Source organism: Rhodococcus sp. EPR-157, from assembly GCF_001647195.1.
In the GTDB taxonomy this organism is placed as follows: Bacteria; Actinomycetota; Actinomycetes; order Mycobacteriales; family Mycobacteriaceae; genus Rhodococcoides.
Map to the genome: position 1 here is coordinate 1 of NZ_LVCV01000513.1, position 12,024 is coordinate 12,024.

Annotated in this window: 10 protein-coding genes; 7 read left to right on the top strand and 3 right to left on the bottom strand. The window is 62.6% G+C overall.

The window, feature by feature from the left end; all coding sequences use genetic code 11:
• The first annotated feature begins 171 nt into the window (after nucleotides 1-171).
• The 5 genes from A2J03_RS23135 (at nucleotide 172) to A2J03_RS23155 (ending at nucleotide 6,320) form a co-directional block, all read left to right on the top strand.
• Entirely contained in the window at nucleotides 172-1,368 is a 1,197-nt protein-coding gene (locus A2J03_RS23135) for a M24 family metallopeptidase (protein WP_442971398.1), read from the top strand.
• Between the two features lie 3 nt (nucleotides 1,369-1,371).
• Nucleotides 1,372-2,601, top strand: coding sequence for an aminotransferase-like domain-containing protein (locus A2J03_RS23140; protein ID WP_068378642.1), 1,230 nt, complete (start codon nucleotides 1,372-1,374; stop codon nucleotides 2,599-2,601).
• Nucleotides 2,598-3,806, top strand: coding sequence for a M20 family metallopeptidase (locus A2J03_RS23145; protein WP_068378643.1), 1,209 nt, complete (start codon nucleotides 2,598-2,600; stop codon nucleotides 3,804-3,806). Before A2J03_RS23140 ends, A2J03_RS23145 begins: the two co-directional genes overlap by 4 nt.
• 175 nt (nucleotides 3,807-3,981) lie before the next feature.
• Nucleotides 3,982-5,352, top strand: coding sequence for an MFS transporter (locus A2J03_RS23150; protein ID WP_068378644.1), 1,371 nt, complete (start codon nucleotides 3,982-3,984; stop codon nucleotides 5,350-5,352).
• Complete coding sequence (locus tag A2J03_RS23155; RefSeq protein WP_082898038.1) at nucleotides 5,352-6,320, top strand: D-2-hydroxyacid dehydrogenase; 969 nt, start codon at nucleotides 5,352-5,354, stop codon at nucleotides 6,318-6,320. Before A2J03_RS23150 ends, A2J03_RS23155 begins: the two co-directional genes overlap by 1 nt.
• On the opposite strand, the gene A2J03_RS23160 is transcribed toward A2J03_RS23155, so the two are convergent.
• The 3 genes from A2J03_RS23160 to A2J03_RS23165 form a co-directional block, all read right to left on the bottom strand.
• The gene (locus tag A2J03_RS23160; RefSeq protein ID WP_068378646.1) at nucleotides 6,314-7,216 is read right to left on the bottom strand and encodes a LysR family transcriptional regulator; all 903 of its coding nucleotides are present in this window, start codon (nucleotides 7,214-7,216) and stop codon (nucleotides 6,314-6,316) included. The two genes, A2J03_RS23155 and A2J03_RS23160, sit on opposite strands and share 7 nt — an antisense overlap.
• Nucleotides 7,217-7,243: 27 nt before the next feature.
• Nucleotides 7,244-7,396, bottom strand: a complete 153-nt coding sequence (locus A2J03_RS30710) for a hypothetical protein (RefSeq protein WP_156520545.1) — start codon at nucleotides 7,394-7,396, stop codon at nucleotides 7,244-7,246.
• 97 nt (nucleotides 7,397-7,493) lie between these two features.
• Complete coding sequence (locus A2J03_RS23165) at nucleotides 7,494-9,281, bottom strand: helix-turn-helix domain-containing protein (RefSeq protein WP_068378648.1); 1,788 nt, start codon at nucleotides 9,279-9,281, stop codon at nucleotides 7,494-7,496.
• A gap of 177 nt (nucleotides 9,282-9,458) precedes the next feature.
• On the opposite strand from A2J03_RS23165, the gene A2J03_RS23170 reads away from it, so the two are divergent.
• Together A2J03_RS23170 and A2J03_RS23175 are read left to right on the top strand one after the other, a co-directional pair.
• On the top strand, nucleotides 9,459-10,952 hold the full coding sequence (locus tag A2J03_RS23170) for an aldehyde dehydrogenase (protein WP_082898040.1): 1,494 nt from the start codon (nucleotides 9,459-9,461) through the stop codon (nucleotides 10,950-10,952).
• A gap of 40 nt (nucleotides 10,953-10,992) precedes the next feature.
• Nucleotides 10,993-12,024: MFS transporter (locus A2J03_RS23175; RefSeq protein ID WP_331712391.1), on the top strand; the 1,032-nt coding region annotated here is incomplete at its 3' end.

Sequence of the window (12,024 nt, forward strand, 5' to 3'; positions counted from 1 at the left end):
CCACAGGCAATTAGCCTGATTGTCAACAATCTGCAAAATGCTCACGGGCCGCTGAACGCCTCCCGCGATGCTCGAGAGGGGGTACCAGTGAACGAGAACGAGTACTACGCCGCCGAACTCACCAGCGCGGTCGGCCGGGATCACGCGCCAGGTCTTGCCGAGTACGCAGATCTGCCGAACAGCACACCCATCACGTTCACCGACGAGGAGTACTCCACCCGTCTCGCCAAGGTCCGGGCGCGCATGGCGTCGCAGAACTTGACCGCGTTGATCGTCACCGACCCCTCGAACCTGTACTACCTGCTCGGCTACAACGCGCTGTCGTTCTACACCCCGCAAATGCTCTACGTTCCGGTGGAAGGGGAATTGTTCTTCTTCGCCAGGGAGATGGACGCCAACGGAGCCTTCCGGACATCGTGGTTGCCGCAGGAGCAGACGTTCGGATATCCGGAAACGTTCGTGCAGCGCAAGGACACTCATCCGTTCGTGTGGGTCGCGGGGAGGCTTCGCGAACTCGGTGTGGTGAACAACTTCTCGCACGGTCAGGTCGGACTCGAGATGGACTCGTACTACTTCAGTCCCAAGGCGTTCGAAGCACTCGTCAAGTCTCTGCCCGAGTACGACTTCACCGATTCCTACGAGCTGATCAACTGGGTGCGCGTGGTCAAGTCACCCGCGGAAATCGACCTGATGCGTGGCGCGGCTCAGGTGTGCGGATCAGCGATGTCGGCGGCCTACGACTCGATCGTGGCGGGCGGCCGGCAGTGTGATGCTGCGGCGGCAATCATGAACGCTCAGGTCAAGGGAACGGCCGACTTCGGCGGAGATCACCCGGCTATCGTCCCGATGCTGCCCACCGGTGCCGGTGCCGACACTCCTCACCTGACCTGGTCCGATCAAGTCTTCATCGCAGGTGAGACCACAGTCGTCGAGCTGGCCGGCGTGTTTCGGAGATACCACGTACCGATGGCACGGACGGTGGTGCTGGGAAAGCCGAGCAAGCGCCTGGACTATCTCGCGCAGTCGACCGGCGACGCGCTGAACGAAGTGCTCGATACCGTGCGACCCGGGGTCACCACGACCGAGCTCGCGCAGGTGTGGAATGTCAGCCTCGCGCGTCACGGACTGCACAAGCCCTCTCGCATAGGCTATTCCATCGGAATCGCCTACGCACCGGACTGGGGTGAGCGCACGGTCAGCATCAGGACGGACGACGACACGGTGCTGGCCGAGAACATGACTTTCCACATCATCGGCGGAATGTGGATGGACGACTACGGATACGAGGTGTCCGAGGCCGTGCGCGTGACCGACAGCGGGGTGGAGACATTCACCGACTACCCGCGCCAACTACTGACGAAGGAGTGAGACATGATCGCCACCACCATTCCGTGGGCTCTGCGCACCGACAAGCTGGTGGGGTCCGTGATCGACTCGTCGACCTCGCTCCTCGCAGCTCAGAAGCACGACATCGTCCGGTTCGCGATGGGCTCTCCCGCTGCGGAAACCGTTCCCGCGGCAGCGTTTTCCGAGATCGCGTCGAAGGTCATGACCGCGGACGCCATGGACTATGCCGCCACCGAGGGTGACCCCGGCCTGCTCGAATCCTTGCTCGGCTACCTCGGCTCGGTCGGCGAGCCGACCTCGGAGGACCGACTCGTCATCACCTCGGGAGGCATGCAGGGTCTCGACCTCGCCTGCAAGCTGTTCGTCGATCCCGGTGATCTCGTCATCGTCGAAAGCCCCACGTACACAAACGGAACCGCCACCGTGCTCAGTTACGGTGGCGACGTCCTCGAAGCGCCGATGGATTCCGACGGCCTCATCGTGGAAGCCCTGCCGGAACTGGTCGAACAAGCGGGTCGCCTGCCGAAGATGATCTACGTCATCCCCAATTTCCAGAATCCCTCCGGCACGACGATGTCCCAGGCCAGGCGCTCGCTGCTTCTCGAACTCGCGCACAGGTGGGGGTCGGTGATCCTCGACGACGACCCGTACGGGCTCCTGCGATTCGAAGGCGAGCACATCCCGAGCTTCAACGCGCTGAGCCCGGACGATCCGCTCGTGTTCTCCGTCCGCACGTTCTCCAAGATGATCGCCCCCGGCTTGCGCGTCGGCTGGGTCGACGCGGCTCCCGAAGCGCGACAGCTGCTGATCAACGCCAAGCAGGCGATGGACACGTGCACCAATCTGCCGAACCAGCGCATGATCGCCGAGTTCATCCGGCGGGGTCACCTCGACACCCACCTGCAGTCGCTTGCCGCGGTGTACCGGCCACGCAAAATCGCAATGCAGCGCAGTCTGGAGAAGTACTTCGGCGACCGCATCGAGACGACCGACCCGGAGGGCGGCTTCTTCCTGTGGGCGACGCTGCGCGGCGACGCAGCCGCGGTATCGACGCAAGATCTGTTCGAAATCGCTCTGGCCGAGGGTGTGGCATACATTCCCGGCCCCGCTCTGTCCGTCGGTGGGAAGTTCCACGATTCTCTGCGGCTGTGCTTTGCCTCTTCGACTCCTGAACGGATCGACGAGGGTGTCAAAAGGCTTGCCGCGGCGGTGGATCGCGCGAGCACCATGCTGTCGAGCGATCCGACTCGATGATCGAGACCGAACAACGATTGCTCGACGAGATCGACTCCGAGGACATCGTCGATCTGGCATCGGCACTCATCGACGCGGGCGGAGAGAATCCGGGCGCCACCGAGGAATCGGTCGCGATGGTTCTCGTCGATCGATGCAGGCAACTCGGCTTCGACATCGAGATCGAAGAGGTCGCGCCTGGACGCCCGAATGTCGTTGTTTCAGTTGGCGGAGCGGAAGAAGCCGGGGTGCTCTTTCTCGGGCACTCCGACGTCGTTCCCGCAGGGGGCGGCTGGAGCACCGATCCGTTCGACGCAGTGGTACGCGAGGGACGGCTGTACGGGCGGGGCGCGTGCGACATGAAGGGCGGGATCGCTGCGGTCGTCGTTGCGATGGCTGCACTGAAAAGATCAGGAACACTGTCGCGTTCGCCGGTGTCACTGGCGTGCCTCGTCGATGAAGAGGACACCGGACTCGGGATTCGAGCGTTCGTGGCCGGCCAACACACCAGGCGGTACACGCACTGCATCGTCGCCGAGCCGACCGATCTGGTGACCATCACCGGATGTCGGGGCGCAGCGAATCTCGAGATCACTGTCTCCGGGCGCTCGGCGCATGCCGGACGACCCAGTAACGGGCGCAATGCAGTATCGGCGGCCGCACGCATAGTCGGGCTGATCGACTCGATGGGCGAGGAGTTGAAAGCGCAGGCACACCCTGCACTCGGGCCCGCGACATGGAACATCGGCACCATCGACGGTGGCACGGGAACATCCATGGTGCCGGATCGATGCGTGATTACCGTCGACAGGCGCCTCCTGCCAGGTGAGGACGCGCGTGTCGTTGCGTCGCGGCTGCAGAGCGACATCGAGAACGTGGGCATCGTCGGCGACGGCATCGAAGTGGCCGTGGACGTTTCGATGGAGATGCCTGGCTTTCTGACCAGTGAGAATTCCGATACGACCGTCGCCGCGGTGACTGCGGTGACCGATGCAGTCGGCTTTCGCGGTACCGATGTATGGACCGCGTCCTGTGACGGTGGTTTCGTAGTGCGTGACTTGGGTATAGAGACCGTCGTGCTCGGTCCCGGAGAGATCGAGTCGCAGGCTCATCAACCCGACGAATCCGTGTCGGTCCAGCAATTGTGTGACAGCGCACGAGCGTACGCGCTGCTGGCGTCGAGAATCGTTGCGTTACCAGCAGTTATGTCGGAAATCCGGGGGTAGTGCGCCCGGTCGCGTTGCTGCTTCCGTAATGTGAAGCGCTGCGAAGTACCAAACCGACGCTCCATGTTAGTTCCAAAGCGAGAGGTATTGGACCGTGTCAGAATCATCCAGCAGTGGGTTCAGTAGTACAGGTTCAGGCGGATCGTCCACCGGTTATCCGCCGAACACCCAAGAGTTGAACGCAGAAGAAACCAAGGTCCTGCATCGTGCGATCGGGGGTTCGGCCCTCGGAAACGCAGTCGAATGGTTCGACTACGCCGTGTACGGCTACCTGGCGGTGTACATCGCGGCGAACTTCTTCCCGTCCGAGGACGGTGGAGCGAGTCTGCTGTCGACATTCGCAGTGCTCGCGGCGTCGTTCATCATCAGGCCGATCGGCGGAATCGTGCTCGGACCGCTCGGTGACCGGATCGGTCGCCAGAAGGTTCTCGTCCTCACCGTCACGATGATGTCCATCGCGACGGCAACGATCGGCATTCTGCCGACGTTCGACACTATCGGAATTCTGGCCCCGATCCTGCTTCTCGTCTGTCGCCTTGTACAGGGATTCTCAACCGGTGGCGAGTACGGTGGCGCAGCAGTGTTCATGGCGGAATACGCACCGGACAAGCGTCGCGGGTTCTTCGGTTCGTTCCTCGAATTCGGCACGCTTGCAGGCACTGTCGCAGGCGCAACGCTGTGCACACTGCTCAACCTCGGGCTCGGCGACGACACGATGGAGGCGTGGGGCTGGCGAATTCCGTTCCTGCTCACGCTCCCGCTCGGCATAGTCGCGCTGTGGTTGCGTACCAGACTCGAGGATTCGCCGGTGTTCTCCGAGGCGAAGGCCGACGGCGAGACGGTGTCCGAGGGTGCGGCAGGTGGCGCCATCGCGTCGCTCAAGACGACGATGACCTACTGGCAGCGGATTCTCATCCTGATGGGATTCGTTCTGCTGTTGAACATCGCGTACTACACCGTGTTGACGTTCCTGCCGTCCTATCTCAGTGACACGTTGGGACACAGCACGACTCAATCCAACTTCACTCTCGTGATCATCATGTTGATCATGATGGCGATCATCAATCCGATCGGCGCGCTGTCGGACCGAATTGGACGAAAGCCGCTGCTGCTCGCGGCGTGCGTCGGGTACTTCGTGTTCAGCGTGCCGCTGTTCCTGCTGATCATCAATACCGGGCTCGTCGGCCAATCGATCGGCCTGCTCGGCCTCGGCATTCTGCTCGTGATCATGTGCTCGTGCGTGTCGTCGACTCTGCCGGCGTTGTTCCCGACGCAGGTTCGATACGGCGCGTTCGCCATCGGCTACAACGTGTCCACATCGCTCTTCGGTGGCACAGCGCCGCTGATTCTGACATTCCTCATCGATCGGACCGGTTCCAATCTCATCCCGGGTTGGTACATGATGATCGCCGCGGCCATTGCGTTCGTCCCCATCCTGTTGATGCCGGAGACCGCAGGCCGATCGCTGCGCGGAACGCAATGCCCGGGTGACAACGACCACGAAGTCGCCGCGACCGGCGTGGAACTCGTGGGGTACAAGAAGTAGTGGGAGACAGACTGGTTGTCGTCGTCCTTCACGCCGACAACCTCCCCGCGGGGATGGACTCGGTGTCCGCTGTGGCAGAAGTTCGTTACGCCACGGCGGACACCCTCGGGGATGCCGTTCCCGGAGCCGATGTGCTGCTGCTGTGGGACTTCTTCTCGCCCGCGGTGAAGCAGGTGTGGGATCGCTGCGATTCGCTGAAGTGGATCCATATCGCTGCCGCCGGCGTGGATTCGCTGATGTTCGACGAACTCGTCGATTCCGATGTGGTGGTGACCAATTCGCGCGGGATCTTCGACCGACCGATCGCTGAGTTCGTCCTTGCGCAGATACTCGCGTTTGCGAAGGACTCTGCCACGTCGGCGGAGCTTCAGCGGCAACGAAAGTGGACGCACCGCGAGACCGAACGCCTCGACACCGCGAAGGCGATGATCGTGGGAACCGGTGCGATAGGGCGTGAGATCGCGCGGCTGTTGTCTGCCGTCGGGATTTCGGTTGCAGGCGTCGGTCGGACCGGGCGCACCGGTGACGCGGACTTCGGCGTCGTGCACGCGAGTTCGGATCTCGAACAGGTCGTCGCCGACGTCGACTACCTGATACTCGTTGCACCGTTGACCGACCAGACGCGTGGGATCGTCGACACACCGGTCATCGCTGCGGCCAAACCCGGAGTACGCGTGATCAACGTAGGCAGGGGTGAGTTGCTCGTCACCGAAGCGCTTCTCGACGGTCTGCGGTCGGGTCACGTCGCAGGGGCCGCGCTCGACGTCTTCGAGGAGGAACCACTTCCTGTGGACAATCCGATCTGGACCGCTCCCAACCTCGTCCTCACCCCGCACATGAGCGGTGACGCGGCGGGTTGGCGTGACCGCCTCGCAGAGTTGTTCGTCGCCAATTTCGAGCGCTACGCAGCGTCCGAGGAACTGCGCAACGTCGTGGACAAGAAACTCGGGTTCGTTGCGAATCAGTAGACGGGTCTGTCCGACAGGAAAGTTGGAGCCAGTTCCAACAACGCCCGCGCTGCCCGCGAGGTATCCGCTCCCGCTCGAACAACCGCTGACAGGGTCCATGTCAAGGTCGCGCCCGTGATAGCTGTCGAGGTCAATCCCAACTCTTCCGACCTGCTCATGTCCGGGACCACGGCGGTACCGAGACCAGCGGCGACGAAGTCGGGAATCGTAGTCAGATCGGCGGCCTGCACGGAGATCGACCTGGTCAATCGTGCGCGCCGAAACGCGTCGTCGAGGAGGGTTCGAATTCCGAATCCGACCGGCATGTCGACGAACGGGTCGGACGCGATGTCGGACAGTCGTACCGACTTCCGTGTCGAAAGCCGGTGGCCGGGCGGCAGTAGTACACGTAGCGGGAGGGTCCGTAGCGACCTCGGCTCGACCCCTAGTGCGTCCGACGGCGAAGCCACACTGACGAAGGCGACGTCGAGCGTGGCGTTTCGCACCTTGTCGAGCAGGCCGGAGGAGCCACTCGGCGAGGTTTCCAGATAGAGGCTCACCTGCGGGTGCAGCTGGGCGAAACGTCGTGCCATGGCGGCACTGTTCAGTGCCGTCATTCCGCTCAGCGTTCCTACTCGAAGTGCCCCTCGCAGTCCGGCGTCCGTGTCACGCACGGTTGCGCGAGCACGCCCGAGTACGTCGAGCGCGGCCTTTGCTTCGGGGAGGAACGCGCGTCCGGCTTCGGTGAGATTCACGCTCTTGCTCGTGCGTTGCAACAGGCGAGCATCGAGACTGTGCTCCAGCGCTCGAATGCTGGCCGATACCGTCGATTGCACGACGAAGAGCTTTGCCGCCGCGCGGGTGAAACTCAGTTCCTCGGCCACTGCCACGAAGTATTCGAGTTGACGTTCGTCCACGCCGCCAACGATCGCATGTTTCGTTCTTCACCGAGCAGATTCCGGTCCGCATCCCTCGAAGATGTCGGCCGATGCGCCCCACGCGACCGCATGTCCGAGCACGGCCGGAGTGGCTGTCCCGATGCACGTGCGATCGTCGTCCGACGTGTTGGTGAATCTGTAAAAGATGTCGGTGAACATGACGCCTCCGTTGGTAAGTGGTCTAGATCACTTTCCCGCGGCTTGGCAATCGTGTCCAACGATAAATTTCGGTGCTCACCATCGAATAGTTCGATAGTCAAACCCTGTTGACAGCGGCACTGCCGATGTCGCTGACCGTCAATGCAACTGCGACCTCCATCGCCTGATCGGGACGAGCAAGATCAAGATCGGTCAGCGTTTGGATTCGTCGAAGTCGTTGCGCGACGGTGTTCGCGTGGACGTGGAGAGTGCGGGCGGTGGCCCCCGTGAGCATGCCGTTCGCGAAATACGCACGCAGCGTGGTGATCAGTTCGGTGCCCCGTGTGTTGTCGTGCGCGCGAACCGGACCGAGAGTGCGATCGCCGAACCGAAGGAGCTGTTCGGTGTCGTCGAGCTGAAGGAGCAGTCCGACAAGGCCGAGGTCTTCGAGCGATACCGACACGTCGGTGCGGCTCGTGAGCCTCATGGTGTCCAGAGCTCCGGCCGCGGTGCGGTACGCCCGGACATAGGACTGAACGGAGAGGCAGGGTCCTACGGTCACTGCGGTTGCTGTGAAGGCGGTCCGGCTGGATCGGGCCAGAGACCGAATCGTCTCGGCGGTCTGAGGAACATCGCTCTCCACCTCCGGAACGAGTACGACGATCCGGTCGTGGTGGATGGCAGCGAGCGGCAGCGGATGAAGACTTTCGGCCCAACGGTGTATCGAGCGAAGTGACTGCCGTAGGCCGCTGTCGACGTCCGCGGACTCGATGCCGGACAGGGAGACGACCACCATCGAGTGCTTCCTGGTGAGGTCGTGACCGAGACGTTCCGCGCGTTCGACGATGGTGCCGGTAGCCGACGGTTCCCCGCTGAGCAGGTCGTTGACCACTTCGCCATGGAGTCGCCATCGAACCTCGTCGGCAGTTCGAGTCCGCAGAATTTCGAGCGAAGTCACCAGGGCTGCATGCTCGATCGCTCGGTCGTCGATGGACGTGAGCTTCGTGGGGCCAGGGGCGATCCAGATCCGCGCAACTTCGGATTCGGCCAACCGAACGGAGTGGTAGCCGAAGTTCCCCGGTCGATCGAGGTCGACGGGGTGTGCACTGGCACGGTCGTCGGGGAACGTCGCAGCGGTGGTGGAGCGGCCGATAATCGCACCGTGCACATCCTCGATCACGATCGGTCGGGAGATCAGGATCGACAGCGCTGCCGCGATACCTTCGACGCCGCCGCCGCGTAGCGCGATCTCGGTCAGCCGTCGGTGGATGTCCTCGGATTTCTGCAATAGGTCACGTTGTTGGTGGAGCTCGTGATTGAGCACCACGAGTTCGTCCATCTGTCGCGCCTCGGCCGAACGAAGGCTCGCCGTGGTCAACGCGATCGAGGCGTGATCGGCCAGGAGGGTCAGCAGCGAGACCTCGTGTGGGGTGAAGACGTGCACGTTCTTGCGGTAGCAATTGAGAGTTCCGATGGCGACGTGGTCCGAGTCCAGCAACGGAACCGAAATCATCGCTCGATATCCCTGCTCCCTCGCAACGCCTCCCCACGGCGCGAATTGCGGCTCGGCGTCGGTGTCCGCAATGGCCACCGGAGCGCCTGTTCGAAATGCTGTGCTCGACGGGGCCTCGACGCTGGGATCCTGATCGAGTCGGACCGGCCGATCGGCGTTGACCTGCGATACGTAGTCCGCCGACAGACCGCTCGCGCCCTCGATGGTGAGAACACGTCGCGAGCTGTTCGGAACGAGTACTCCGCAGAACTCGTAGCCCATCAGCGATGATGCGCTCTCCGCGATCAAGTTCAGGACACCGGTCAGCGGTTGCGCCGTCACCACGGTCTGGGTGATGGATCGCACGCGGTCAAGCCAGCGTCGCAGCTCGGACAGCTCGTCGTCGGGTGTCATGCGGGGTGGACCGCCACTTCTCGATATGTGTTGATCACCATGAAGTCGAAGGTTTTGTGTTTGCGCAAACATAGCCCTGGTGTGATGCAGATCGCAAGATTGTTCACAGCGGCGATGACCCCGACAGCGACACTTCGCCAGACCGGAATTTTTCAGCGAGTACGAAACGAGCGTGACATGACCGAACATTCGATGTACATCGACGGGAAAGACGTCCAAGCCGCCAGCGGTGCGACGTCGACCGTCGTCAACCCGGCCACGGGCACACCGATCGCGACGGTGCCCGACGGGAACGGCGTGGACGTAGATGTGGCGGTCGCTGCGGCGCGAATCGCATTCGAGTCGGGTCCGTGGCCGCGTACGAGCCGGACGGACAGGGCACGGGTTCTACTCCGCGCTGCAGATGCCCTCGAAGCAGCGAGCGAGTCGTTGTTCACCCTCGAGACGCAGAACAACGGCCGGCCCATCACCGAAACGCGTGCCCAGCTGTCCAGGGTGCCGGAGTGGTTTCGGTACAACGCGGGTCTCCTGTCATCGCAGCGTGACTCGGTTCTGCCCAGTGACGGGCCGTACCTGACTTATCAGAAGCGAGCGCCACTCGGTGTCTGCGGAATCATCACCCCGTTCAACCACCCCGCGCTCATCCTGGCCCGAAGCCTTTCGGCCGCATTGGCGACCGGGAACACCGTCGTGATCAAGCCGTCCGAGCTCACGCCCCTCACCACTCTCGCGATCGCTCGAATACTCACCGACGCAGGGGTTCCGGCGGGAGTGGTCAACGTGGTCACCGGTGGGCGAGAGGCCGGTATCCGGCTGACCGAGCACGAAGATGTCGCGAAGATAACCCTCACCGGTGGAACGGAGGCCGGCCGTTCTGCCGCGGCGGCCACCGCAGTTCGTTTCGCGCGAATCACTGCCGAACTGGGTGGGAAGACTCCGGTCATCGTGTTCGACGACTACGACCCGGTCGCTGCGGCGGAAGGTGCTGCATTCGCCGCGTTCGTGGCCTCGGGACAATCGTGTGTTGCAGGAGCACGATTTCTTGTTCAGCGCGGCAGCTACGACGCGTTCGTCGACGCCCTCGCTCGCCGAGCCGAGTCGATTCGAATCGGTGACCCCGCTGATGTCCGCACGCAGATGGGACCGATGATCAGTGACCGACAGCGCCGGAAGGTACTGGACTACATCGAAATCGGCCGTTCCGAGGGAACACGCTTGGTTGCGGGTGGAGATGTTCCCGACCTCCCGGAGAGCCTGCGTGACGGCTTCTTCGTTCGGCCTACCGTCCTTGCCGACGCCACCAATTCGATGCGTGTCGCCCAGGAGGAGATCTTCGGGCCAGTCGCGGTCGTCGTGCCCTTCGATACGGAGGAGGAGGCGATCGAGATGGCGAACGACAACCCCTTCGGCCTCGGTGCGGGCGTCTGGACGCGCGACATCGGTCGAGCGCACCGCGTCGCCGAGTCCATCGAATCAGGGATGGTCTGGGTCAACGACCACCACCGACTCGAGCCGTCGTTGCCCTGGGGCGGGGTCAAGGAATCGGGAGCCGGAAAAGACGCGGGCACAGAGTCGTTCGACGACTTCACCTGGATCAAGACGATCGTCGTCCGTACCGCAGACAGTGATGTCGACTGGTACGGATCCGACACACCCGGCCGCCTGAACTGACGGCGTCGGAACACCACTCCTCCTCACGATTGGACATACCGTGACATCGATCGATGAAAAGCCGAGCGCCGATGGTTGGCGCCAGGAAATAACCAGAGTGCAATGGCTCGTCCTGTTCGGAACCACCATGGGCTGGGCGCTCGACGGCTTCGCCGGAAGCCTGTACGCACTGGTGCTGGGGCCGGCGATGACAGAGTTGCTTCCGAACTCCGGAATCAGTGTCGACGCAGGATACATCGGCCTCTACGGCGGTATGACCGTCGCGTTGTTTCTCGCCGGATGGGCGACCGGCGGAATCCTTTTCGGAGTGCTTGCCGACTACTTCGGTCGAGTGCGGGTTCTGTCGATCGGCATTCTGACCTATGCGCTCTTCACCGCGCTCGCGGCGTTCGCCGACACGTGGTGGCAGCTCGGCATACTGCGATTCATCGCCGGCCTCGGCTCAGGAGTGGAAGCCCCCGTGGGTGCCGCCCTGGTAGCAGAAGTATGGAAGAACAAGTACCGTGCTCGGGCCTGCGGAGTGATGATGTCGGGCTACGCAGGTGGATTCTTCATCGCGGCTCTGGCTTACAGCCTGCTCAGTAGCCAAGGCTGGCGATTCATGTTGGTACTGGCCGTCGTACCCGCTTTCCTAGTGTGGTTCCTGCGTAGATATGTTCCAGAACCCGAAGAGATCAAGACCGTCATCGCAACCCGCAAGAAGCGTAAGGGCAGCGCGATGCGGCGACCCGAAGATCAGTTCGTCCTGCGGCGCTTGCTGTCCCCACCGCACCTTCGCGCAACACTGATCTGCACCGCGCTCGCAACCGGGTCGCTGCTCGCGTTCTGGAGCGTCTCCACGTGGTATCCACAGATCATCCGCAACATGGCCTCGGCAGAATCGCTGTCCACCGACATCGCCAACCATCGTGTGGCAATTTCCTCCATGTTGTTCAACGCAGGTGGAATTCTCGGCTACGCCACGTGGGGGTTTCTCGCCGATGCAATCGGTCGACGAAAGTCCTTCATGGTGAGCTTCGTGATCTCGGGTCTGAGCATCGCCTACCTCTTCCCGTTCGAGCACACCTACACG

What these genes read in the sequence shown, in the direction of transcription:
- A2J03_RS23140 (WP_068378642.1), top strand. Translation starts at nt 1,372, where the DNA reads ATGATCGCCACCACCATTCCGTGGGCTCTGCGCACCGACAAGCTGGTG.
- A2J03_RS23145 (WP_068378643.1), top strand. Translation starts at nt 2,598, where the DNA reads ATGATCGAGACCGAACAACGATTGCTCGACGAGATCGACTCCGAGGAC.
- A2J03_RS30710 (WP_156520545.1), bottom strand. Translation starts at nt 7,396, where the DNA reads ATGTTCACCGACATCTTTTACAGATTCACCAACACGTCGGACGACGAT.
- A2J03_RS23165 (WP_068378648.1), bottom strand. Translation starts at nt 9,281, where the DNA reads ATGACACCCGACGACGAGCTGTCCGAGCTGCGACGCTGGCTTGACCGC.
- A2J03_RS23170 (WP_082898040.1), top strand. Translation starts at nt 9,459, where the DNA reads ATGACCGAACATTCGATGTACATCGACGGGAAAGACGTCCAAGCCGCC.